Origin of the sequence: Jeotgalicoccus sp. S0W5 (assembly GCF_011634875.1) — a bacterium.
Classification (GTDB): Bacteria; Bacillota; Bacilli; order Staphylococcales; family Salinicoccaceae; genus Jeotgalicoccus; species Jeotgalicoccus marinus.
In genome coordinates this window covers 180,412-205,979 of sequence record NZ_SIRQ01000003.1, presented here as the reverse complement: position 1 = coordinate 205,979, position 25,568 = coordinate 180,412, and the positions used below count along the sequence as shown (strand labels likewise).

The window sequence follows — 25,568 nt, the reverse complement described above, 5'->3', positions numbered from 1 at the left end:
TTGCTTGATAATCTATTATATGCATGTTTATTACCAATTTTCAATATATTTGTAAAATTCACAGAAGTAAATATAATAGAATGAAAGAAGCCCTGAAATCCATACGGATTTCAGGGCTTCTTTTACGCATGAGCCTACTCACTCATTTTAATTTACTTTTTTGTGCCTTTTTTTGCTTGTTCAGATGATTTATTCATCATGCTCAACATCTGATTAATTTTCTTCTGAGATGGTTTTTGTCCCATTTGCATCATCATGATTCTGAGCATGTCTTCATTAATAGGAGGGTTCTTCTCCAAATAATCCATCATGTATTTTCTAGAGATCCAAAATCCTAATGCAAAACCACCAATGAGGGCTACAATTACAATTAGTATCCATATCCAAGTCGCCAAAATGCTCACCTCTTTCCCGTGTAAACCACTATTTAGTTTACAATATCAAACATCTAAATTCAATGTTTATTTGTCACGGATAATGCGAGCTAAGTTATCGACTGTGAATCCGTAACGTTCTACAACTTCACCGCCAGGTGCACTCGCACCAAAAGTATCAATCGTCAGTAGTTTTCCTTTGATACCAACAAATCTATGCCAACCATGACTTGCAGCCATTTCAACTGCTGTACGATTTTCAATATTTGTATTTAGAACTGACTCAATATAAGCTTCGTCTTGTTGTAAGAATGCTTGAACATTAGGTATAGATGCTACTTTAATATTCATGCCTTCTTCTTTAAGTTGTTTCGCTGTATTAACAGCTAAGGCCACTTCACTACCAGTCGCAAAGACAATCCCATCATCACCACCATCATAGACGATATAGCCACCTTTTTGAACACCTTCAGATACAGCTTCACTTGATACATTTAACACTTCGATATCTTGACGTGTTAACACCAATGCTGTCGGTGTATCTTCTGATTCCAATGCAACTTTCCATGCTTCACGTGTTTCATTGCCATCAGCTGGACGAATCACGTTTAAGTTTGGAATTGCACGTAAGCCTGCCAACTGTTCGATAGGTTCATGGGTTGGTCCATCTTCCCCTACAGCAATTGAATCATGTGTTAATACATAAGTTACAGGTAATTTCATTAAGGCACTTAAACGTACCGCTGGTTTTAAGTAATCAGAAAATACGAAGAATGTACCGCCGTATGGATAAACGCCACCATGCGCAGCCATACCATTTAAGGCAGCCGCCATTGCAAACTCTCTCACACCAAACCAAACATTACGCCCAGCGTAATTGTCTTTTGAGTAGTCTGTTGCATCCTTAACATTTGTTTTGTTACTACCTGCTAAGTCCGCTGCACCACCGAAGAAAGTTGGGATTGATTTAGACAATGCTTGAATCATATCTCCAGAATTACCACGTGTTGCCTTTTTACTTCCTGCTTCATAAGTTGGTAGTTCATCACTGTAGCCTTCTGGAAGCTTACGGTGAATTGCATCCATAAATTGTTGATGAAGATCACTATTTTCATTCTTAAAGTTATCCACTAATGAATTCCATGCGTCTTCTTTTTCCTGACCTCGAGCAGCTAACGTCTCCTTGAAACGTTCGTAAACACTGTCATCAGCGACAAATGTTTGTGTGTGATCTAGGCCGTATGCTTCAAATGCACCACGACGCTCATCTTCACCAAGTGGCGCCCCGTGTGAATCTGACTTACCAGACTTCGTCGGTGCCCCGTAGCCAATTACAGTTTTCACTTCAATTAATGAAGGTTGATTTGTTGTTTTAGCCTGTTCAATAGCACGGTCAATTTCATCTAAATCATTACCATCATTGACTCGGATATAGTCCCAGTTGTAAGCTTTGAAACGCTCAGCTACGTTCTCTGAGAAACTCTTGTCTAAATCACCATCTAAGGAAATATCATTAGAATCATAAAGGACGATTAATTTACCTAAACCTAGGTGACCAGCTAGAGAAGCAGCCTCATGAGAGATCCCTTCCATTAAATCACCATCAGATGCAAGTACATATGTATAGTGATCAACAAGTCCATTATTATCCTCAGAATTAAATGTTGCAGCTAAATGAGTTTCTGCCATCGCCATACCGACACTCATTGCAAAACCTTGACCAAGTGGGCCAGTCGTTACCTCAACACCTTCTGTATGTTTAAATTCAGGGTGTCCTGGCGTTTTAGATTCATACTGTCTGAACTCTTTTAAGTCATCCATTTCTAGAATACCCGATAAGTGTAATAAGCTGTAAATCAACATTGAACCATGACCAGCACTTAACACAAAGCGGTCTCTGTTAAACCAATTTACATTTTTAGGGTTGAAGTTCAAGTGCTTCTGCCATAATACGTAAGCCATTGGTGCCGCACCCATAGGTAAACCGGGGTGACCTGAATTTGCCTTCTCAATTGCATCAATGCTTAAAGATCTAATGGTATTTATTGCGAGTAAATCCGTCTTATCAAATGACATATCATTTGTCTCCTTTATCACTATCATTGTTTTTTTGTGCTTTTATATCTTTGACCTTTTGGGGCGTAACATCATTACCCTCAGGATCAATGACCTTAGTACTTTCAATGTGATTTCTAAAAGAATTTCTAAAGTTTGATAGATATTCTTTTCTCAATTTAGTCAGCTCTCGCATTTCAGATTCAGAAATATTATTTTCCTTTTTCTTTCTTGCAAGTGAATTGAGGTTTTTAATCTTGTCATCATCTAACATAAGCGTCATCCTTTCTCATATAATTTACCACAAAAAGAGTGCAGAAACCAAACGGTCCTGCACTCTTTTTGAGAATAAACTCACAATATATCTATTTTACACTCGAAACCTCATAATTCATGAAGTGTTCTGTCATTCGATTTGCCAATAGACCTGTATGAACCACACCACTCACGAGTTCTTCCTCTAAGATATTTTCATTTGCTTCAGACACCAAAGTGTTCGCTTCTTGTTCGCTATCCATTTCATTTACAACTTCTGTACTCGCTGTAGTTTCAGAAGAATAAACGTTCTCTCCCTCTACTTGTTCCGTATTAGTAAAACTATATAAAAGCACTAGACTCAACGTCACGGTAAACAATCCCATCAATGATTTCAATTCTTTAATTGTCATTTACATTCTCTCCTTCGAACAAATGTTTGTATTAATAATATAACAGAACACTTGTTCTTAGTCAACAATTATACGAACAAATGTTTGTAAGCGTACTTACAATATGGTAAAATTTAATTAACATAAGGTTGGAGGTAAAATGATGAAAGATTTAACAGAGAGACAAAAAGATATATTTCAGTTTATAAAAAGAAACGTTAACGATAAGGGATATCCACCAAGCGTTAGAGAGATTGGTAATGCAGTAGGTCTACAATCCAGCTCAACCGTACATGGGCATCTCGCTAAACTAGAAAGTAAGGGCTACATTAAACGTGATCCTACCAAACCACGTGCGATTGAAATCGTGCAAGAATCAGATGTAAATGAATCTCCGGTTATTCACGTGCCTGTCCTTGGTAAGGTCACAGCTGGTTTACCGATAACAGCCGTGGAAAATGTTGAAGAATACTTCCCCCTCCCAGAACATTTTACTGCCAACCATAATAGTGAAATCTTCTTATTAAATGTTGTTGGTGATAGTATGATTGAAGCTGGCATACATGATGGTGACAGAGTCATTGTTCGCAAGCAAAACATTGCACATAACGGTGAAATTATTGTTGCCATGACTGATGAAGATGAAGCAACAGTTAAACGTTTCTATAAGGAAAAAGGGTACTATCGTTTACAACCTGAAAATTCTACAATGGAACCAATATTCCTTGATAATGTGAGTGTCTTAGGCAAAGTGGTTGGTTTATTTAGAGAATTTATTTAACAAAAAACACTCAGAATCTTAAAGAAAAGATTCTGAGTGTTTCTCTATACATTATTTATTATTGTAAAAAGTTTTCAGTATAAAAAGGCACTTGTTCCTGATCATACTCAATCCCTATGCCCACTGATGTGAACTTATCATTTAAAATATTCACTCTGTGAGATGGTGAGTTTAAAAGACTGTGGTGAGCGAATATTGGAGAAGTATGTCCTGTTGCGATATTTTCACCAGCATAGGTATACCTCACATTTTCTCTTTCCAACCTTTCCTTTAGACCATTTCCATCAGGATTATCATGATTAAAGAACTTACGTTCCGCCATGTCTACACTGTGATAGTAAGCAACATTATCCACTTCGGCATTTCTATCTAACATGCCATAGCCGTATTCATAACGTGTAGCATTTAAGAGATAATAGTGCATGAGTTCATTATCTTCTATTGATGGATGGTTATACAGTTCACTGATATCAATAATCTCGTCCTTATGTAAGACAAGCATACCATTGGCTTGATAGCCTTCATGAATATCATAAAAGAAGTAGACATAGTAATTTCCGACATCAAAGACATCATATTCTTCATTTTCTACTTTCAGTCGTTTCCACTGCTTTCTAACATACTCCACCGGTTCACCGTAAGTTTCTCTGGCCTTTTCTCGAGTCATCTTGTCTATACTCATCTTGCCGAGTGATACGTTTGGTGAATTAGTATATCCACCAGTCAGTTCTCCGTCTCTTACGAGTAACATGTGAAAAGCACCAGGCTCATTTTTAATCACAAAAACACCTTCGTACTCGGAGTTTAAAACAGTTTCCCCTTCTGTCGTCACTGAAGAACCTAAGGAATAATCAATGTTGGTTTCTTGACTACCATAAACCTTTTCAATCTTCGTCGTATCATAACTGGGTATGAAGTGGCCTTCAAACCAATGACTGAAGTAATCTTCGTTCAACCCATTTCTAAAATCATAAGATTGAATGACTGGTACGATAAAAACCACTACCAAATATAAAATTACTAATCCAAGTGCGCGTCGTATCCAATTCATTCAAACTATTCCCCTCTAAATACTGACGTATAAATTATCGATGAGACGTGCTTTAGAAAATTGTACCGCTATGAATATGATAACATCACTGTCAATTTCATTAAGTTCACCAAGATTATCAGCCCTGTAGATTGCTAAATCATCAATTGACCCACTCGTATTTTGTTCGATATGGATCTTAATCAATGATTGGATTTTATCGACATTGGTTTCACCGTCTTTAATTTTCAGACTCGCCATCTTTAATGCTTGGTAAATGTTCGGTGCTTCTTGATATTCCGTTGCTGTTAAATTCACATTTCTTGAACTTCTTGCAAGTCCACTCTCTTCTCTTTTTGTTGGAACGTCTTGAATTTTAACTGGCACATTAAAATCTTGAACATAACGTTTGATAATCATAAGTTGCTGGCGGTCCTTCTCTCCAAAAAACGCCATAGCTGGTTGAATAATATTAAACAACTTACTCACTACAGTGACGACACCTTCAAAATGACCCGGACGTTTTACACCATCAAGTAGATTTGCCATTGATTTAATACCGATGTTAAATTCCATTTCACATGGGTACATCACCTTTTCACTAGGTGCAAAGACAAGATCCACGCCGTAGCTTTCACATAAAGCTAAGTCTCCTTTTAAATCTTTGGGATAGCTTTCAAAATCTTCATCTGGTCCAAACTGTAAAGGATTTAAAAAGATACTGACGACAACGATATCACAAGCTTCTTTGGCAGCTTGGATTAAGGCTCCGTGTCCTTCATGTAGTGCGCCCATTGTCGGAACAAGGCCAACAGTCTGACCCTTATATTCACTTAAAATTTCTCTAGTTTCGTCAATCATTACACTGTGTTTCACGCTTCGTACACCCGCTTCTTATAAGTGGTTTCTTCATCTGGGAAAGTGCCATTCTTTACTTCATCTCGGTAGGCTTTTAAGCCGGACACCGCTGGTTCTGTTAGATTACCAAATTTTTTAACAAACTTCGGTAATCTGTCTGACCCATACTGAAGTAAGTCATGGTAGACAAGTACTTGTCCATCTGTGTCAACACCTGCACCGATACCAATAGTCGGTATTCTGACTGCCTCTGTCACTCTTTTAGCAAGATCGCTCGGAATCGCTTCTAAAACCATCATTGATACACCAATTGACTCTAAAGTTTTCGCATCTTCTATTAATTGTTCAGCCTGATCTGTATCTCCAGCCTGCATTTTAAAGCCAGTAATACCGACATGTTGCGGCGTTAAACCTAGGTGTCCACATACCGGTATGCCTGCCTTAATTAGACCTTCAATAACATCAACACGCGCCGAACCTTCTAATTTAAGCATGTTCGCATTCGATTCCTGGTATAGCTGTATACCATTACTAATCGCTTGATTAACATCACCATGATAAGATCCAAAAGGCATGTCTGCAATAATATATGTGTCATTTGCACCACGGCGTGCTGCCTTAGTATGGTGAATCATGTCAGCCAAGGTCACCTTAACAGGAGAATCATAACCAAGCACTACCATACCTAGTGAATCTCCAACAAGTATAATATCGACACCAGCCGCCTCACAAGACTTAGCTGAAGGATAGTCATAGGCAGTTACCATGACAATTTTGTCATCGTGCTTCATGTTGATTAAGTCCGCAGTCGATTTCATAGTTTCCCTACTTTCTGAAATTAGTTATACTTAATTTTACCACATAATCACTGGAAACAAAGAACGGAGTGACCGTATGAAAATAGGTATAATCGGTGCTGGCGCTGTCGGAGCTATCATCGCAACTGAGCTATCAAATCTAGATGTCGAATTAAAACTAATGGCAAGATCTAACCGTGATGGCTTAACTATAAAAACTGGTGAAACCGTGCAGTATCACAAGATACCAGTTTATGATATTGACACAGTCGACGACAAATTCGATTTAATATTTATTGCCTCAAAGACCCCCGCCTTAAAAGATTTACAAGATAAAATCCCGACGCTCATGCATGAGCATACTGAGATTGTGTTCGCCTTGAATGGTATGGGTTATGACAATATGTTTTCACATGGTGTTCCAGCTGTTGTGTATATTAGCGGCCAACAAAAAGAAGATTACATCGAACACTTCTTAAATAAAAAGTTGCTTATTGAAAATAAACAATATAAAGCGCTTGATACACTCATTGAACAGATGCAGGAGAATCCTTCAGTCGAACTTCAAATAGTAAAGACTGAAGACTTTAAGCGAATAAGATATGAAAAACTCATTGTCAATACAGGCGTTAACACTGTCACTGCACTCAGTCAAAACACTGCTCGTATATTTAAAGACCAGTCTGTCGTTATGTTTACAAGACAACTCTTAAATGAAGCAATCGATATTGTTAACAATTGTAATCCGGATGGTGTCATCATTGATGAGAATTTTATCGACACGGCAATGAATATGTATTTAGGCTATCCAGCTCATATGGGCACGAGTATGTATTACGATGTCATCCAAGACAAGCCAACTGAATTTCAATATATTCAAGGATTTTTAATGACATTAAAGGGAAATTGTCCAATCCATACACCTATTTTAGATACTGTAACATTGTTACTAAAAGCTTATGAAATTAGGGACAATTAAAAAGTACACTTGGCTATGTCAAACCAAGTGTACTCTATTTAACTTCTCGCTTTTTTCTTCGGTCTATAATAAAAGAACCAGATTAAGAAGGCGATACCTGCTACAGCTATAATGACATATGCGATATTTGAATACACATCCATTACGCTAACGATGTCCTCCCAGTTTTCACCTACTGAAGCACCGAGATATACAAGAACGGTATTCCAAATCAGCGTCCCAACTGTTGTCAAAACTAGAAAAAGTGGCATAGACATTTTACTCATCCCTGCAGGAATGGAAATGAGGCTTCTTATCAGTGGAACGAAGCGACAGAAAAATACAGTCCAACCACCATACTTACCGAACCAATTATAAGATTTTTCAATGTCATTTTCTGTCACACGTAGCCACTTACCATATCTTAGGACAATACGCTTCATTTGGTCTTTGCCGAGGATACTCCCTAGATAGTAAAGGACAATAGCCCCACTAACTGAACCCACAGTCGAGGCGATGATGACGCCAAAAATCGACATTTCGGTATGCGCTGTCATAAAGCCACCAAAAGTCAGGATGACTTCTGATGGGATTGGTGGAAAAATATTCTCTAGAGCAATCAAAAAGACAATCGCAAAATAGCCAAACTGATTAATTAAATCTTCTAAAATACTCTGCATTTATTTAATGTCCTCATTCTTTATTTAATCATGTCCCGCAATATGTTTTAAAGTTCGGATCGATATCATCATCACCAGGTGCATCTGTATATTTGCCCCCGATTTTATCATTATAAGGTTTAGACACTGCCTTAAGCAATTGCTTAACCTCACCGTAATGTCCTTCTATTGCTTGATCTAATGCTTCTTGAACGATGTGATTTCTAGGTACCATACTCGGGTTTCTTTTATTCATTACTAGCTCGATCTCATCTTGCTTAGCAGTTTGACTTTTCTTTCTAGCCTGATATTTTTCAAACCATAAAATAAAGTCACTATCATCAAACATAGGTAAAAGATGATAATTTGTAAGATAAAAATCACGAAACGTTCGAGTATAATCTGCCTTATGTTTAAACATAAGCTCTAGAAAATCATTGATTAGACTCTGATCATAAACATCCTCATGGTTCATATCTAATATGCCTAACTTCTCACCCATTAAAGAAATATACTTTCTATTGTAGTACTGTGGGAAATGATTTAAGGCATTTTGTGCAAGCTTAACCGCTTCTTCTTGTTCATCTGCTAATACCGGAATTAAAGATTCACCGAGCTTACTTAAATTCCACTGAGCAATTGAAGGTTGGTTTTTATAACGATAGCGACCGTTTGTATCAATAGATGAGAAATAGGTATCTGGATCATAAGTGTCTAAAAAGGCACAGGGACCGTAATCTAAAGTCTCACCTGCTATCGACATATTGTCAGTGTTCATCACACCATGAATAAAGCCGAGCGCTTGCCATTCTGCTACGAGTTCCGCTTGTTTTCTTATGACATGATCGTAGAACAACTCGTAGCGTTTAGGTGCTTCAATATCTTTTAAATATGGGTAATGACGTTCAATGGCAAAATCAATTAAAGTCGTCAACTTATCTCTAGACTGATGGTATGCAAACTCAAAAGTTCCGACCCTTAAATGAGATTCTGCGACCCGAGTCAAAATTCCGCTTTTAACGATGGACTGACGTTGTAAATATTCTCCTGTTTCAACGACGGCAAGCGCACGCGTTGTTGAAACACCAACATTCGCCATGTATTCACTGATGATATATTCTCTTAGCATTGAATCGACGGGTGCACGTCCGTCCCCATTCCTAGAGAACTTGGTTGCCCCAGATCCCTTTAGAACAATATCCAACTTTTCATCTTCAGGTGTATTATGCTCACCTAAGAGGACGTTTCTGCCGTCACCCAACATATTCAGTACACCAAATTGGTGGCCCATGTAACTTTGAGCAATCGGTGTTGTTTCATCAGGTAGATGGTTGCCAGAGAAAAATTCTGCATCATCACTTAAAGCCTCATCCTCAAGCTTTAATAGCTTGGCAAGGTGTTTATTAAATAAGATCATTTTAGGCGCTTCACATTCTTCAGGTTCATAAGGTGCCCAAAAGGTACGTGGTAATGTTTTGTAGTCATTGCTAAAGTTCAAGCCTTTATACATAGGAAACCTCCTAATATTTCTATAGTAGACAAGTATACTATAAAATGATTTTATTTTTGTAAAATTCAGCTACGGATAATTGAATTTTGTTATAATATATGTGTAATAATATAGTAACATTTTAAATTATATTGGAGTTGGAATCATGTCAAACGGATTAAGAAGAGCGTCTTGGAAGTATGCTTTTGCCTATACTGGTATCGTTGTTGGTGCTGGTTTTGCAACTGGCCAAGAAGTACTTCAGTTTTTTTCAAGCTATGGCTTAATTAGTATTATCGGCGTCATACTAACAGGACTCATTGTAATGTTTATTGGACGCCAAGCAGCAAAACTTGGTTATTCTACAAATGCTGAATCACATGTCCTACCGCTTAACACCTTATTTGGTGTCAAACTTGGTAAGGTCGTAGACATCATCCTTGCATTCTTTCTCTATGGTTTAGCCGTTGTAATGATTGCAGGTAGTGGTGCAACTTTCAATGAAGGTTTTGGCCTCAACCCGCAAGTGGGTGCGATTTTCTTAATTATTGTTGCCTTCGTCACCTTACTAATGGATTTCGATAAGATTATCTCAATTATCGGTTCTATTACACCTGTATTAGTCATCGCTTTATTTATTATTGCAATCTACAATATATTTAACCCTATGGTGCCTTTTTCTGAAGTGAATCAATATAATGATACTAGCCACACACCAACAGGTAGCTGGTGGTTTGATGCAATAACTTATTCAGGCTTTACACTAGCGACAGCCTTCAGTTTTTTATCCATAATGGGTTCAGAAAGTGCACGTCAATCCATCGTAAGACGCGGCGCAATATACGGTGGACTCTTAATCACTTTCATTATGCTCTTGATTAATTTTGGTATATTATCTATTATGCCAGCAGCATATGATGTTTCCTTACCGACAATGCAGATGGCGAATAATCTATCACCGTGGATTGGTACAGCATATTCTATTATTATTATCTTACTAATCTTTAACTCAGTAGTCGGTTTCTTATATCCATTCTTAAGTCGATTTACTAAACCACAATCTGGGAAATATAAGATACTCTTGATATCATCGTTAGTAATTGGTTATCTAGCGACATATGTGGGATTCGTAGAACTTGTTAATATCATCTATCCATTGTTTGGTTACGTTGGATTGACCATTGGAATTATGTTAACTGTAAGATGGATCTTCTTAAAACGTAAAGCTTATCATTTAGCTGAAAAAATCTCAGATGAAGACTAATATAAATCACTCTATAGTTTGTATATTCGTAAACTATAGAGTGATATTTATATATATATGTATTTTTACAACTATACTATGTTTATTAGTCGCTTAGTTGTTTATATTAGTTATGTAAACAAGATAATAGGAGTTGTGAGAATGTCAAACGGAAAGAACAGAGCGTCATGGCGAATTGGATTCGCCTATGCCGGTATCGTTGTCGGTGCCGGATTTTCAACAGGACAAGAAGTCCTGCAATTCTTCGCCAGCCATGGATTGATCAGTATTGTCAGTATCATCATGGCTGCATTTATATTAATGTTTGTCAGCCGTCAGGCTGCAAAACTTGGCCATAGACTCGATGCAGAGTCACATGAAGGGCCAGTTAAAGCTTTATTCGGTAGGCGATTGGGATTAATTATCGACTACACTTTAGTCTTCTTTTTATATGGAATTGCAGTCGTAATGATTGCCGGTAGTGGTGCTACCTTTAATCAAGCATTTGGTATCTCACCTGATATCGGAGTCTTAATATTGATCGTCATAACTGCAGGAACCTTACTTCTTAATTTCGACAAGATCGTCAATATAATCGGAGGTATTACGCCCCTATTGATCATCGCTGTCGTTATTATTACAACCTATAATATTTTAAATCCAACAGTACCTTATTCTGAAGTTAATAATTATGTTGATCCAACACGTGCACCGTCAAAATTTTGGTGGTTCGATTCAATCACATACGCTGGTTTAGCTTTCGCAGTCGCGTTTAGCTTTTTATCGATTATGGGCGCTGGTGCTGCCAAACACGCTATCGCAAGACGTGGAGCAATCTATGGCGGTCTGATCACCCTCTTATTAATGGTACTCGTTAATGTTGGTGTACTCTCCATTATGCCAGATGCCAATGAAGTCCCATTACCAGCAATGTTAATGGCAGAAAATATGGCACCCTGGTTAGGAACAGTATACTCCATCATAATCATACTGTTGATATTTAATTCAGTCGTAGGTTTAATGTACCCGTTCCTTTCAAGATTCACCGAGCCCTACTCAGGCAAGTACAAAATGCTCCTAGTTGTGTCACTCATTGGAGCCTTCTTAATTTCTAAAGTCGGTTTCGTCGAGCTCGTCAACATCGTTTACCCAATACTCGGCTACATCGGGCTCGCCATTTCACTTGCCCTGTTTATTCGCTGGCTTATTAACAAGAACACTAAGAAAAAACTACTCTAATGATTTTCTGGCTTGGTGCCGACCCGAGGAGGGTCGGTTTTTTGTTGTGTTTTGGGGGTTTGAACGATGCTCCTCTTCGTTTTTATTTCGAAGCGGAGCTATAACCATTCATCAGCTTCGTTGTTATTTCGAAGCGGAGCTACACCCATTCATCAGCTTCGTTTTTACTTCGAAGCGGAGCTACAGCCATACATTAACCCACCACCTCAACACCAGCCATATACCTACACAAAAAAAGCCAACGACCGAGCGGTCGTTGGCAATCCACTAAAATCTTATAGTTTAATTCTTGTACCTGCTTTACCTTCTAGGGCAAGAACAGCTTCATCTAGTGAGCAAATGATACCTTCTTTACCTTCGTGTTTAGCGAAGGCAATTGCAGCTTCAATTTTAGGAAGCATTGAACCTGCAGGGAATTGTCCTTCTGCAACGTATTGTTCTGCTTCTGCTACTGTAATTTCTTCTAATTTTTGTTCGTTTTCTTTACCGAAGTTGATGTAGACGTTTGGTACGTCTGTAAGCATCATGAATACGTCTGCATCAGTTTGTTCTGAAAGTTTTAAGCCAGAACGGTCTTTATCGATAACGGCTTCAACACCGTTGATTTGACCTTTTTCGTCACGGTAGATTGGAATACCCCCACCGCCTGATGATACGACGATTGATGTTTCAATAAGAGATTTAATTTCGTCCACACCGTGGATGACTTTAGGTTCTGGTGAAGGTACAACACGGCGGAATCCGCGTCCAGCATCTTCTGCCATTTGGTAACCTTTTTCTTCTGTTAAGCGTTTAGCTTCTTCTTCGTCGAAGAATACACCTACTGGTTTTGTTGGGTTTTCAAATGCTGGATCATCTTTGTCTACTTCTACCATAGTCAGTAGAGTCACAACGTTTGTATTGTCTCCACCTTGGATTAAACGGTTTTTCAATGCTGATTCCATCATATAACCGATCATACCTTGAGATTCAGCGTTGTTAACGAAGATTGGCATTGCAGGAATTTCTTCTTTTGCCGCTTCGTTTTGAGCGATGATGTTTCCGACTTGTGGTCCGTTACCGTGAGTGACTACGATTTTGTGACCTGCTTCTGAAATTTCAACCATACGGTTTGCCGCATTAATTACGTTTTGGTATTGGTTTTCAAATGTTGCTTCTTGTTTTGGTTGTAAGATGGCGTTACCACCTAAAGCTAAAACTACTTTTTTACCCATTATTTCATCTCCTATTTAATGTCATATAGATTCCGTAGAGTGTGTCATGGCCAGAAGAAGATCCTAAAGCAACTAAGGCCTCAACGGCTTCCTTACTTGGGTTCTCACCAAGTGCGGTAATCTTCGAAGAAAATATACCTTTTAGAGCGAGCTTAATAAAATTTTCACTGACTATAGTCGTCACCGTCTCCGATAGATATGAAGCTAAGGAATTTTTATGCACTTCACTGATAAAGGGATCTAGTGCATCCACATATAAAATACCTGTAATCATATCATCACCAGATGGTGTTAATCCAGATCCTCTCCCCACTAAGTATTTAAGGGGGAAGATTGAGTTTTCATCAGCCAATGCGTCTAATATCTCACTCATTTTTTCAGGATAAAAATCACTATCATTAAATTTTTCAAAATCAAAGTCGATCACTACTTTTTTTATAGCAGTAGTGTCTCCGGCTTCAACCTTATCATATTTAACTAAGTCAGCCTGATTCAACATAATCATAAAATCTTTATGGTCAATACCACGTTGGCTCACCTTGACTATATGACCAACAGACAAAAATTCCTTAGCATAATGCATGGTGTTTTTATCGATTGTGACACCGAATGGAAAATATCCATTTTTAGTCGTTCCAACGAAGATTAAGTCGTTAGATTCATTAACAATATTAAAACCATTGTTGAAAATACTATGCACACGCATGTGATTGTTCTGATTTAATAAGTCAAGTGCGATCGATCCGACCGCACTTGCTTGGTATATCATTAAGCTTCAAAACCTAATTTCTTGGCATAAGCTGTGATTGCTTTTTCGAAACATTCGATTGGAGGGTTTACTGTACCCGCACCAATTTGTCCAAAACCAGCAACTTTGTGTGCAATACCTGTGTTGATTACAGGAAGGATTCCACTTTCAACAACTTTACGTGCATCGATTCCGGTTGGTGCACCTTTGAAGTCCCAAGTAGGAATGATGAAGTTAGGGTTTTCTTGTTGAGTGATCTCAGCCATGTTGTTTGAAGTTTCAAGTGCGTCATTGAAACCACCTGAACCGACGAAACGTGTAACTGCTGGAGCAGCGATCATTGACATACCACCAACACCGATTGTTTCAGTAATTGCTGAGTCACCGATATCTGTGTTTGCATCTTCAGCTGAGTAACCAGTGAAGTATAGACCTTGTGGTGTGTTTACTGGCGCAGTGAACCACTCGTCACCCATACCAGCGATACGTATACCGAAGTTTTCACCGTTACGGCACATTGCTGTAACGATTGTTCCGTGTTCGATTGTACGTGCAGCATCTGTCATTGCTTTACCCGTAGCCATCGCAATGTTTAAGAAGAATTGATCAGTATCAGCTAAGAACTGCATAACTGCTTCTCTGTCTTCTAGAGATACATCTTCTAATGATGTAATTGCTGGTGCAACTTCTTTTAAGAATGCTAATGAAGCTGCAATGTTTCTTTGGTGGAATTCGTCACCCATTGCAATTGCTTTAGCAACTAGAACGTTAACGTTAAGTCCTTCGTCCATAGTTTTAAGTGCTTTAGATAAAACTGGAGCTAGGACATCTTTCATCCAGTGTAAACGGTTGATAACTTGGTCGTTGAACGCACCGAAGCGTAGTACCGCACCGATACCTTCGTTCATTGTGCAGTATGCTTCGTTACCGTGTTCTTTGTTTACAACGACTACAAGTGGCATGTTCATTGAAGTGATACCACCCATTGGACCAACAGCGTTTACATGGTGACACGGAATGAAAGTGATTTTGTCATTTTCTAATAATTCACGTGCACCTGCTTCGTCTTTTGCCCATCCTTCAAAAAGGATTGCACCGACACAAGAACCTTGCATAGGATCAGTCATGTTTTCATACTTGATTGGTGGTCCAGCGTGTAAAAGAACGTGTTCTTTTAATTCTGGGATTACCGTGTGTGCAGGCACAACATCAGTTAAGAAAGGTGCTGCACCAATCATTTTTTGAACGACTGCTTTATTTGCTTCTTCGATATTTTGGTAAGCCATTATACATTCTCTCCTTCATAATTGTTTAAGAATTGAAGTACTTTCATAAGCTTCTCATCTCCACCAGCAACTGGGCGCCAGTTGAATTGAACAACTTCTGCTCCACTGTTTTCAACAGCTTCTGTAAAGCTTTTCAGACCGATGTTGATTACGCTTGGGTTGTTTGAAATTAGGCTCATCATTTTTTCATCTACTGATAAGTCTTCTGAACCTTTGTCAAAGTTCTTAGTTTCAAGTATTGGCTGTTCAACTTTACCACCAACAAGTTCAATAGCAGTACGAACCATTTGGTCGTTAGTATCACAAAGAACTGCACCAGCTTCTTCTAAGATTTGACGTTGTTTATCGTAACCTTGAGCATCTTTGTCAGTACCTACAACAGTTGCAAGTACTACAAGTGAACGCTCTTCTGATTTAGCTTTGTCAGTGATACGTTTAATAGTCGGAGCAAGTTCAGAAGCCATGTCAGCATGAGAACCATAACCAATAACGTTGTCTAACATAATAACAGCTGTATCTTCACTGTCAGCAGATGTTTCTAATTTTTCAATACGTTTTTCAGGGTCGATCATTGGGTGAGGTTTACCTTGAGTGTACATATCATCACCTAGGTCAATCACCTCGTGTGAAGTAGATTTATAAGTGAATCCTTCATCTTTAACTTCTTCTTCACCAAGTGAATGTCTAATCATCATTGCCGCTTCACTTGCTAGCGTACCACCTGAGTAGTATGCTTTGATTCCTTTTTGGTTCGCATCAAAGTCTACAGATAAGCCTTCAATTGTAGATGGTTTGAAGTCAACTGTTTCACCATTTGAAAGTTGTACAGACGCAACTGCCGCTTCTTCAAGTGTATAAGCATGATAAATTGCATCCTCTTGATATTCTGGTTTCGCACCTAAGAATAGAGCAACAACTGGTTTGTCGATTGAACGTAATACGCTCTCAACTTTTTCTTGTACTTCTTTAGCTGGTGGCTTAGAAATTACAGTAATGACCTTAACTTTAGGGTCTTGGTTAAGTGCTTTAATGCTATCTAGCATAGTAATCGCACCAACTTCTGTTGAAAGGTCACGTCCACCAGTACCGATCGCATTTGTAACACCTTTGCCCATACGGTCAACAATTGTTGTTACTTCTTGGATACCTGTACCAGATGCACCAACAACACCAATGTCACCTTGTGCAACAGTGTTTGTAAATGCTAATGGCACGCTATGGATAATACCAGTACCACAGTCAGGACCCATTACAAAAAGACCTTTTTCATGAGCGAGTTCTTTAAGACGAACTTCGTCTTCTTTAGGTACGTTATCTGAGAACATGAATACGTGAAGACCGTTACGTAAAGCATTTTCTGCTTCCATCGTAGCGTATGTACCAGGGATGGAAATTAATGCAAGGTTAGGATTGTTTGCAAGTTCTAAAGCACGTTTCCAGTTATGAGCTTCTGAAGATTTTTGACTGTCGTCAGAACCGCTACCACCAGCAAGTTCAGTTTCAACTGCTTGGTCAACTTCATCAACTTTAGACTCATCGTCAGTATCGATAACAATAACAATGTCATTTGCACTTGCATCTTCTAATTCAGGTGTACCTAAACCAGATCCTTTGAAAATGTCTTTGTTAGCAGGTGTCCCCATCATTACTGATGCTTTGTTGACACCTTCCATAGCACTAAGTTTTTGACTTAAAAGCATAAGCACGATGGAATCTTGATAAGTGTTTCCCTTAATAATTGTATATAACATCATAAACCTCCATTAATATTTATTCTGCAAATCTATTTTTACCGTGATAACGATCAAAGTGAATGTTGTCACTCACGAGATAATCATATATATCATCAACAATTTCAATGCCATCTTCATCATATTTTTCGGCACGTTGTTTTCCGCGTTCTCCTGGGAAGTTAACTTCAGAGAATCCTGGTGCAGGTGACTGCTCTTTTAGTTCATCTAGCATTGTAGATAATTGTTTTTTGAAAGCTGTCACATCTGTGAAGTACGCCGGATTAATGACAATATGTAGCTGCCCTAATTGACGACCAGCAGTCAAGTCCTTGTACATACTTGAGACATGCACACCGTGCGGCAAACCAAGTAAGGAACCAGAAAGAATATCAACCATCATCATCAGCCCATAACCTTTAGGTCCAGCAACTGGAACTAATGCATGAACATCACGAGAGTTTGTTGTTGGTTCACCTTTAGCATTTACTGCCCAAGTATCTGGAATATCCTGCCCTTTAGAACGGGCATCTAAAACTTTACCCCATGCCTGTACAGTAGTCGCCATATCAAAAGTGATGATTCGTTCATCATTTGTCGGTGCTGCAAAAGCGATTGGATTTGTACCAAAGTAAGGTTCAGTACCGCCAAATGGTACAACCATAGGATCCGACTGACACATTGATAAAGCAACCATATCTTGTTCTGCTGCTTTTTCAACGAAATAGCCGAGTGCACCTGAGTGTGAAATGTTCGTCATTCCAACGACAGCTACACCATTCTCTTTAGCCATTTCAATGGCTTTGTCCATGCCAAGTTTAGCAACTTGGTGACCGACACCATTATCTCCGTCAAGTAATGCAGTTGATGGTCCTGTTTTTTCAAATTTAAATTCTGGGTTATTAGTTATGCCGCCCTTAGCGATACGTTCAGCGTAGTATTCTACACGTACCGCACCGTGAGAGTGGATACCGCGGTGGTCAGCGAAAGTAAGTACATCGCTGACAGCATCTGCAGCCTCTTCTGTAAGACCAGCTTTAGCTAATTTAGTTTTCATGAGTTGAAATAGTTCATCTTTTGAAACACGCATTTCTTACATCCCACCTTTTAGTATGGTGTATTTGATTTTAAGAATTCCATGATGTCTTTAGGAATTGGAATACCTGATTTTTCGTACTCAGCCTTTGTAACTTCCATTAACTCACCTGGGTAGTACACTTGATCGAAACCTGTTGCAGGTTTGTTAGCATGTAACTCTTCAATCATCGTTTCCATCTTCTCTTCCATTGCTTCTCTAGTTGAGAAGAAATCAGGGTTGATGACTAAATGGAACTGTCCTAGACGACGATATTCACTTAAGTCTTTGTACATACTTGTTACATGTTTACCGTGATTTAATCCCATCAGACTACCTGATAAGATATCAACCATCATCATCAAGCCGTAACCTTTAGGTCCAGCAACTGGTAAGAGTGCGTTTACTGCGTAAGGGTCCGTCGTTGGGTTACCGTCTTTATCGACTGCCCAAGTATCTGGAATATCCTTATTCTTACTTCTTGCATCGAGGATTTTACCCCAAGCTTGAACGGTTGTCGCCATGTCGAAAACGATTGGAGACTGTCCATCTTTTCTTGGTGCAGCGAAAGCAATTGGGTTTGTACCAAAGTAAGGATCCGAGCCACCAAATGGTACAACCATTGGATCTGATTGACACATTGATAGAGCAACCATGCCTTGTTCTGCAGCATGTTGTACGAAGTAACCAATCGCACCAGAGTGACTCATTTCACTTACACCAACTGCACCAATACCAGATTCCTTAGCAAGTTTGATTGCTTCTTCCATCGCTTCAAAAGCGACGTAATGACCGACAGAGTTATCACCGTGGTAAACACCAGTTGACGTACCAGTTTTTTCAAATTTAAGCTCTGGCTCTAGGTTAAAACCACCTTTTGCACAGCGCTCTGAGTAGTACTGCATACGAACTGAGCCGTGTGAATGAATACCGCGTGCATCTGCCCAAACCAGAACATCTGCAGCACGATCTGCAAATGTTTCAGGCATACCATTAAGGACAAATTTGGCTTTAAATAGTTCACGCAGTTCTTCTGAATTAGAAATGACTAATTCTTCTGACATGCCATAACCTCCTATCTCTTTATGAATGTTTTATAGTTCAACGTCTCTGTTTGCATCTTTAGAATAGATGTAAGCAAATGGCTCATCTAGGCCGACTGCATAAGTTGCTTGTAATGCATAAGCACCCATGAAGATATAATCACCTTTATCAACTGGCATCCAGTTGTTATCAAGGTTGTACATGCCGCGACCACTTAAGATATAAGCACCGTGTTCTTGTACGTGTGTTTCAACATAACCATGTGACGCACCTGGTTTGAATGATAAGATGTGGAAGTTCATGTCATAAGCAATATCTGCTGGTAAAAGGTCTTGTACAAGTACTTCATCCATACCTTCGTAAGCTTTTTGTTCGATATCGTTAACATTACCTGTCACAACTTCAGGTTTACCTACACCTTTAGCTTCTTGATAGCGTTTCTTGTAAAGGAAGAGGCGGCTATCTTCACCGTTGTTGTTGTTTTCAAATGTAAGTTCTAAGTGTGGTGGCACATAGATGTATCCACCCTGTGAAAGATTATAAGATTGTCCATCTGCAGTTGCAGTCACGTTTCCGTAAACAACATATAAGAAAGTTTGAATACCTTCTCCGCCGAATCCTTGTCTGTTACCACCATTGTTTTTAACTGTAACTAGGTAGTCAACAAAACGTGCACCCATTCTTGGTGAACCTAAGATTGACATATCGCAATCTTCAAACCCAGGAACAACGTTATTAACGAGTCCGTCTGGAGTTAATACTGCAAAATCATCCTTCTTAACGATTGAACGTGTTTCTAATAAGCCTTCTCTATATCCTTGTTGATGGTTTAAGTAACCCATTTATATATCTCCCTTTCTCTTAAATTAAGTCTATTTATATTAATAAGCTAATTTATAAAGTGTCTCAGCAAGTACTTCAATACCGTTAACTAAATCTTCGATTTTTGTTTCTTCTTCAACGTTGTGTGAAATCCCACCGATTGATGGTACGAACACCATACCTGTTGGCATGTAATTAGAGAATATTTGAGCATCATGTCCTGCACCAGATGGCATTACTTTATATGAATCACCGACAACTTTGTCTGCAGATTCTTGAATCATGTTGACAATACTTTCATCCATCAAGGCTGGAGATTGTTCCATCCATAAGTTGATGTCCGCAGCCATACCGTACTTGTCAGCAACTTCGTTGATTGTGCCTTCAACAGTTTTCGCAAAATCGTTTAATTCCGCTTCATCGATGTGACGTGTATCAACTGAGAATTCAACCTCACCAGGTACAACGTTAACAACACCAGGAACTGGTTTAACACTTCCGAATGTTACAACAAGTGGATCACCAATCTCTTGTGCTTTTTGTACAAGTGTTTGTGCGATTTCAGTAAAGGCTACAACCGTATCTTTACGGTAACCCATAGGTGTTGTTCCCGCATGGTTTGCTTCACCTTTTAGGTTGATAGTGTAACGTTTTTGACCAACGATACCTGTAACAACACCGATTTTCTTCTCTTCTTTTTCAAGGATTTGACCTTGTTCAATGTGCACTTCGATAAAGGCCTTGATGTCATCACGAACCTTATCATCTGTTCTAAAGTCAAAACCAGATTCTCTCATTGCATCAACGAATTTAACACCTTCACCATCAGTGATGTCTTTTACGTCATCATTGTTTTGAAGGTTGAAGAAGTTTTTAACACCCCAGAATGTGTATGGGAAGCGAGAACCTTCTTCTTCTGCAATAGATAGTACTTCTAATGTACGTTTTGGTTGACCATATTTTTCTTTCAAGTAAAGTGTTGCAATTAATGCACTTAAAATACCGAACTGTCCATCAAGGTGTCCACCTTCTACAACAGTATCGATGTGTGATCCTGACATAATTGTTTCTTCAGGCTTTTCTGAACCAATTAGTCGCCCTGAAACGTTACCTACAGCATCACTTGATACTTCTAGTCCGTTTTCTTCAAAGATTTCTTTCAAAGCGTCAACTGCTTTGCGCCATTCTTCTGAATAAAGTAGGCGTGTAATTCCACGAGGGTCTAAACCGCCATAACTTGTAAACTGTTTGTCCAGTTTTTCAAAAGTTTCAAGAATGTCCATTATAAATCCACTCCACTCATTATTTTTCAATTACAATTATAAAATTAGTACCATCAACTAGCATTGACAGTTTCAACAATCATGTCTATTCAAATTATTCACTTTAGACAAATACACTAAAATTGCTTAGTCTGTATAATGATTAATGTAAAGGAGACATGCTTATGGAAACTGTAACAATTAAGATTGCTGACTCATATACGCTTTTAGGCGATTATTACAAAAGTACTGCTGTAAATAGCCGAGATGTTTTAGGTACTTTAATCTACTTACATGGTGGTGGTTTAGTTTTTGGTGAACGCACAGACCTCCCTAATGAGTATATTGAAATACTACGTAAACGCTTCGAAGTCCTTTGTGCCGACTATCGTCTCGCACCTGAATCTACTATCGATGATATTTTCATCGATTTACAAGACATATATCACTTCGCTACAACTTTGAAACACGAAAAAATATATATTATGGGACGCTCTGCCGGTGGTTACTTAAGCTTAATGATGGCACGCGATTTTAATATTGAAGGCATCATCAATTTTTACGGTTACTTTAATTTCAGTCATAGTGACTTCAATTACCTACCACACGATCAAAAGCACCTAGCTTCAATGCTGACTGAAGATATTGTCACACCAAACATACGTGACTATGTGACCGTCAAAGAAAATCCAGATCCAAGATATCTTTTATATCTTTACTATAGGCATATTGGTGAATGGGCAAAAACCCTTGGCATCGATTTAGAGAACGATAAATACCGATTAACCAATGAGGATATAAAAGCATTGCCACCTATCTTTGTCGCCCATGGGAAGGGAGATCCTGATGTACCTGTTTTCTTCAGTCGAAAGTTAAATAAAAATGCACCAATTGTAAAATTTGTTGAGGTCGATACAAATACTCACAATTTTGATCAAACAGTCAATGAAAACAATATCAAACTCTATGAAACAGCAGTTACTTTTATGAATGACCAGCATACATAAGAAAAGTCAGGGAGGCGCCTCCCTGACTTTTTATTTATTTATAGAATTGTCCAATTTTAAGATCACTTACACCTTGATCTAGTGAATAAATTTCTTCACCACGTAAAATAGTACCGGCAACTTGCGCACCAATTTCACGTCCAATATAAGGACTAATCTTATTGCGATATTCTAATGCTTCTTTTTCTACAGTATAAGGTGAATCACCTTTAATTAATACGAAATCTGCGTCGTAACCGACTTCAATACGTCCTTTTCCTTTGAGCTCAAAACGGTCTGCGACATTTGATGCAATGATATCTGCAAACTGCGTCAGTGACATACCACGTTTTTGTACAGCTTCATCAAATAAAAGATCGACATTATTTTGGATACCGGAAATTCCACCCCAAGCTTTAAAGGCATCATCTGTGTCTTTAAGATCTGGTGTACATGGAGAGTGGTCACTCGTAACGAACATCACTTTACCGTCAAAGACGCGTTCCCACATACCTTCTAAACGTGATTTTTCACGGATTGGTGGTGAACATTTAACCACTGGTCCGATGTCATCAAGTTCTTCTTTATAGAAGTATAGGTAATGCGTACATGTTTCACATGTAATATCAACACCTTCATTTGCAGCTTCATTGATTAAATCAATTGCTTCAGCATTGGCAACATGTACGATATGCACACGACAACCTGTTTCTTTAGCAAATAAAATAATCTTTTGAATCGGTTCAACTTCAGTAAATACAGGTCTTGTATCCACATAAGCTGCTAGTGATTTTTCACCACGTTCTTGTGCTAATTGACCAAGTTTATCTGTTATTGGACCATTTTCAGCATGGATTGATAAAATTTTACCTGTCTTAGCAATCTGACGCATACCTTCATATAAAGAGTAGTCATCAACATTCATAAAGTCTCCTTCGATTGAACGGTCACCAGCTGTTGCAACAAATGCCTTATAAGCAACTACACCGTCTTCATCCAATTCTTGAATGCCGCCGTCTAAATTAAAAGGTACTAGACCGCCATAACTATATACATCAACTGATAACTTATCGTCACCGGCTTTGAATTTTTCTTGAATTGAATCGTGATCGACTGTAGCTGGAATCTGGTTTAAAGGCATTTCGATAAATGATGTTACCCCACCTTTTGCTGCTGCACGCGTACCTGTATCATAGCCTTCCCAGTGGTCACGAATGCCTCCACCTGGTTCACTAATGTGAACATGTGCATCAATCATACCTGGGGAAACAACTAAACCTTTAGCATCAACAACGCGAGCTTCACCTATTTCAATATCAGTACCAATTTGAGCGATTTTTCCATCAGTAACAGCGATATCAACTTCTTGTTCGCCGCCAGGAAGTATAACCAAACCATTCTTAATTACTAAATCATAAGCCATTTTTAAGTCCTCCTACACTAGGTGTATAATAACGCAAAACAAGATAATAGCATACTTTAGGCAATACCCATGTTGCACGCTCTAAAACATACTATTAGTCAAATATATTTACGTTTATTTTGTTATTAGTGTACTATTAAGTGGAGAAATATAAATTGTCTAAATTATAATGTTAACAATTTATTTTTGTGCATTTTGTACAAAAACCTATTTTTAAAATACAGGTGATTAATAGATGGTAACAATTAAGGAAATTTTATCTTTGGAGCGCTTTAGTAATTTTAAAGTAATTAATCATAAAGCGGATCTCGAGAGAACCGTCACCAATGTCGATATAACAGAGACTCCAGATGTCAAAGATTACACTACGGAGCACACAATCCTCTTAACGACAGCAATGACATTTAAGAATGACCCAGATGGACTGATTAAATTCATTAGAGATTTAAACGATGTACCTGTTGCTGCACTGGGAATTAAATTATCACGCTTCATTCATGAGATTGATCAGAGCGTAATCGACTACGCAAATAATCTCGGTTTCCCATTAATTGAAATTCCAAACAACTGGAAACTCGGTCAAGCGACTCATAGTATCGCGACATATATTTCACAAGATGAAACTGAAAAATTGTATTATGCCTTAGAAGTACAACAACGCATGAACTCAATGTTAATCAAGGAGTTTAGTGTTGAGCGTATGGTCAACCAACTCAGTCAGTTTTTAAGATTGCCGATTATATTAATTAACCCTTTTTACAAGGTAGATGTAATGAGTAATAATTTTAAAAACGACCAGAAATTATATAAAGAGAGCATACGATATTTTAATGATGTCTATTTGAATAACCAAGAAGACTTCACCAATGACTTCAATACGAAAACTGCAGTATTTAAAGTGCCTGCCTTCACGTATTTCCCTTACTATTTAATCGTTTCAAATTTGGATAAGATATCTTATCCGTTTAGCCATTTGGCAATTGAACAAGCGATCAATACCTTGTCGTTTGCAATTTATAAGGATTCTAAAATTAGAGCAACAGAACAAGAAGATGTGAACTTACTGTTTAGCTCTATTATCAATTCAACAGATGGTACGCCTATTAATTTAAATTCTCATCCAGAATTTTTTGAACGTTATCATTTAATCGATTCGTCATACTACCAAGTCATGATTTGCGGAATCGATAAAACCGATGAAATAGAAAACTCAGAATATGTAAATGAACGTTATCAACTCACTTTTGAATGGCTACAAAACGCGCTCGTCTCACTCGACCCAAATATCAGTATATTCGGTTTTGGTGACTCCAATCGCTTTGCGATCTTGTTACAAGAACGTCATGAATATTACCAAGCATACTGTCGACATCTTCAAAAAGAGTATAAGAAGTTCTTTAGGGAATCCTTATCATTCGGTATAGGAAATGAAGTGTCTGATTTCACCCAAATTCATTCGTCATTTGTCGAAGCAGAAGAGACTTATGATATTAGTCATAACCTCGGTGACAAAGAGTTCTTGGAAGTTTATCGTCCGAGAAATTTTGAGGAACTGTTACAACTGATCAGTCCAGATAAGGTTAGGCCCTTTGTAGTAAATACTCTAGGGGACCTCGCTTTTCCAACGAACACCAAGGATAAGGAACTTAAGAAGACTCTACAAATATATATGGATAATCAGTGCGATATTACGAAGACTTCAAATGAAATTTTCGTACACCGAAATACTGTTAAATATCGTATAAATAAATGTGAAGAAATGTTAAGAGTGAATGTCATGGATCCTGTTCATTCATTAAATATTAGGTTGGCATTGTTCATTTCCCAACATATCCAAGATGCTTAAAA

General features: G+C 38.3%; 24 protein-coding genes. 6 read left to right on the top strand and 18 right to left on the bottom strand.

Annotated elements, in window-relative coordinates; translation table 11 throughout:
* Positions 1-152: 152 nt before the first annotated feature.
* The 4 genes from EYB29_RS03330 to EYB29_RS03315 form a co-directional block, all read right to left on the bottom strand.
* Positions 153-395 (bottom strand): YneF family protein, encoded by a 243-nt coding sequence (locus EYB29_RS03330; protein ID WP_026866527.1) that lies wholly within the window; start codon positions 393-395, stop codon positions 153-155.
* 66 nt (positions 396-461) lie between these two features.
* On the bottom strand, positions 462-2,450 hold the full coding sequence (tkt, locus tag EYB29_RS03325; protein ID WP_166626585.1) for a transketolase: 1,989 nt from the start codon (positions 2,448-2,450) through the stop codon (positions 462-464).
* 1 nt (position 2,451) lies between these two features.
* Positions 2,452-2,703: a DUF896 domain-containing protein gene (locus tag EYB29_RS03320; RefSeq protein ID WP_026866529.1), complete on the bottom strand. Its 252-nt coding sequence runs from the start codon at positions 2,701-2,703 to the stop codon at positions 2,452-2,454.
* Positions 2,704-2,794: 91 nt separating this feature from the next.
* Positions 2,795-3,097: a hypothetical protein gene (locus EYB29_RS03315; protein WP_026866530.1), complete on the bottom strand. Its 303-nt coding sequence runs from the start codon at positions 3,095-3,097 to the stop codon at positions 2,795-2,797.
* 142 nt (positions 3,098-3,239) lie between these two features.
* Between EYB29_RS03315 and lexA the strand changes: the two genes are divergently transcribed.
* Positions 3,240-3,857, top strand: a complete 618-nt coding sequence (lexA, locus tag EYB29_RS03310) for a transcriptional repressor LexA (protein WP_026866531.1) — start codon at positions 3,240-3,242, stop codon at positions 3,855-3,857.
* A gap of 58 nt (positions 3,858-3,915) precedes the next feature.
* Here lexA and EYB29_RS03305 read toward each other — a convergent pair whose 3' ends face one another.
* From EYB29_RS03305 to panB, 3 genes are read right to left on the bottom strand one after another with little or no spacing between them, the layout of a single operon-like run.
* Entirely contained in the window at positions 3,916-4,908 is a 993-nt protein-coding gene (locus EYB29_RS03305; protein WP_166626584.1) for a CAP domain-containing protein, read from the bottom strand.
* 15 nt (positions 4,909-4,923) lie between these two features.
* The gene (gene panC / locus EYB29_RS03300) at positions 4,924-5,763 is read right to left on the bottom strand and encodes a pantoate--beta-alanine ligase (RefSeq protein ID WP_026866533.1); all 840 of its coding nucleotides are present in this window, start codon (positions 5,761-5,763) and stop codon (positions 4,924-4,926) included.
* The gene (gene panB / locus EYB29_RS03295) at positions 5,760-6,563 is read right to left on the bottom strand and encodes a 3-methyl-2-oxobutanoate hydroxymethyltransferase (protein WP_026866534.1); all 804 of its coding nucleotides are present in this window, start codon (positions 6,561-6,563) and stop codon (positions 5,760-5,762) included. Before panB ends, panC begins: the two co-directional genes overlap by 4 nt.
* Positions 6,564-6,639: 76 nt before the next feature.
* Here panB and EYB29_RS03290 point away from each other — a divergent pair, with 76 nt between their 5' ends.
* Positions 6,640-7,521: a ketopantoate reductase C-terminal domain-containing protein gene (locus EYB29_RS03290; protein ID WP_166626583.1), complete on the top strand. Its 882-nt coding sequence runs from the start codon at positions 6,640-6,642 to the stop codon at positions 7,519-7,521.
* Positions 7,522-7,559: 38 nt separating this feature from the next.
* Here EYB29_RS03290 and EYB29_RS03285 read toward each other — a convergent pair whose 3' ends face one another.
* Together EYB29_RS03285 and EYB29_RS03280 are read right to left on the bottom strand one after the other, a co-directional pair.
* A complete protein-coding gene (locus tag EYB29_RS03285) occupies positions 7,560-8,180 on the bottom strand; it encodes a DedA family protein (protein WP_166626582.1) in 621 nt (206 codons plus the stop codon).
* Between the two features lie 28 nt (positions 8,181-8,208).
* Complete coding sequence (locus tag EYB29_RS03280) at positions 8,209-9,669, bottom strand: protein adenylyltransferase SelO (RefSeq protein ID WP_166626581.1); 1,461 nt, start codon at positions 9,667-9,669, stop codon at positions 8,209-8,211.
* Positions 9,670-9,814: 145 nt separating this feature from the next.
* Here EYB29_RS03280 and EYB29_RS03275 point away from each other — a divergent pair, with 145 nt between their 5' ends.
* Both EYB29_RS03275 and EYB29_RS03270 read left to right on the top strand, forming a co-directional pair.
* Positions 9,815-10,912, top strand: coding sequence for a YkvI family membrane protein (locus EYB29_RS03275; RefSeq protein ID WP_166626580.1), 1,098 nt, complete (start codon positions 9,815-9,817; stop codon positions 10,910-10,912).
* 141 nt (positions 10,913-11,053) lie between these two features.
* Positions 11,054-12,130 carry a YkvI family membrane protein gene (locus tag EYB29_RS03270; protein ID WP_166626579.1) on the top strand — a complete coding sequence of 359 codons (1,077 nt, stop codon included), beginning with the start codon at positions 11,054-11,056 and terminating at the stop codon, positions 12,128-12,130.
* Positions 12,131-12,405: 275 nt separating this feature from the next.
* Here the strand turns inward: EYB29_RS03270 and arcC are convergent, their stop codons facing one another.
* Genes arcC through allC form a run of 8 tightly spaced genes read right to left on the bottom strand, consistent with a single transcriptional unit; the run spans position 12,406 to position 21,332 of the window.
* Complete coding sequence (arcC, locus tag EYB29_RS03265; RefSeq protein ID WP_166626578.1) at positions 12,406-13,344, bottom strand: carbamate kinase; 939 nt, start codon at positions 13,342-13,344, stop codon at positions 12,406-12,408.
* A gap of 4 nt (positions 13,345-13,348) precedes the next feature.
* Positions 13,349-14,113 (bottom strand): oxamate carbamoyltransferase subunit AllH family protein, encoded by a 765-nt coding sequence (locus EYB29_RS03260; RefSeq protein ID WP_166626577.1) that lies wholly within the window; start codon positions 14,111-14,113, stop codon positions 13,349-13,351.
* The gene (locus tag EYB29_RS03255; RefSeq protein WP_166626576.1) at positions 14,113-15,378 is read right to left on the bottom strand and encodes a YlbE family protein; all 1,266 of its coding nucleotides are present in this window, start codon (positions 15,376-15,378) and stop codon (positions 14,113-14,115) included. Before EYB29_RS03255 ends, EYB29_RS03260 begins: the two co-directional genes overlap by 1 nt.
* Complete coding sequence (fdrA, locus tag EYB29_RS03250; protein ID WP_166626575.1) at positions 15,378-17,129, bottom strand: acyl-CoA synthetase FdrA; 1,752 nt, start codon at positions 17,127-17,129, stop codon at positions 15,378-15,380. The genes EYB29_RS03255 and fdrA overlap by 1 nt, the downstream gene beginning before the upstream one ends.
* 19 nt (positions 17,130-17,148) lie before the next feature.
* Entirely contained in the window at positions 17,149-18,198 is a 1,050-nt protein-coding gene (gene allD, locus EYB29_RS03245) for an ureidoglycolate dehydrogenase (protein WP_166626574.1), read from the bottom strand.
* 17 nt (positions 18,199-18,215) lie between these two features.
* Positions 18,216-19,247 (bottom strand): ureidoglycolate dehydrogenase, encoded by a 1,032-nt coding sequence (allD, locus tag EYB29_RS03240; protein ID WP_026866544.1) that lies wholly within the window; start codon positions 19,245-19,247, stop codon positions 18,216-18,218.
* A 30-nt stretch (positions 19,248-19,277) separates the two neighbouring features.
* Positions 19,278-20,069, bottom strand: coding sequence for a (S)-ureidoglycine aminohydrolase (gene allE / locus EYB29_RS03235; protein ID WP_166626573.1), 792 nt, complete (start codon positions 20,067-20,069; stop codon positions 19,278-19,280).
* Between the two features lie 39 nt (positions 20,070-20,108).
* Complete coding sequence (gene allC, locus EYB29_RS03230; RefSeq protein ID WP_166626572.1) at positions 20,109-21,332, bottom strand: allantoate deiminase; 1,224 nt, start codon at positions 21,330-21,332, stop codon at positions 20,109-20,111.
* 164 nt (positions 21,333-21,496) lie between these two features.
* Between allC and EYB29_RS03225 the strand changes: the two genes are divergently transcribed.
* Positions 21,497-22,318 carry an alpha/beta hydrolase gene (locus tag EYB29_RS03225; RefSeq protein ID WP_166626571.1) on the top strand — a complete coding sequence of 274 codons (822 nt, stop codon included), beginning with the start codon at positions 21,497-21,499 and terminating at the stop codon, positions 22,316-22,318.
* A 34-nt stretch (positions 22,319-22,352) separates the two neighbouring features.
* Here the strand turns inward: EYB29_RS03225 and allB are convergent, their stop codons facing one another.
* A complete protein-coding gene (gene allB / locus EYB29_RS03220) occupies positions 22,353-23,720 on the bottom strand; it encodes an allantoinase AllB (RefSeq protein ID WP_166626570.1) in 1,368 nt (455 codons plus the stop codon).
* 235 nt (positions 23,721-23,955) lie between these two features.
* On the opposite strand from allB, the gene EYB29_RS03215 reads away from it, so the two are divergent.
* Positions 23,956-25,566, top strand: coding sequence for a PucR family transcriptional regulator (locus tag EYB29_RS03215; RefSeq protein WP_166626569.1), 1,611 nt, complete (start codon positions 23,956-23,958; stop codon positions 25,564-25,566).
* Positions 25,567-25,568: the final 2 nt, after the last annotated feature.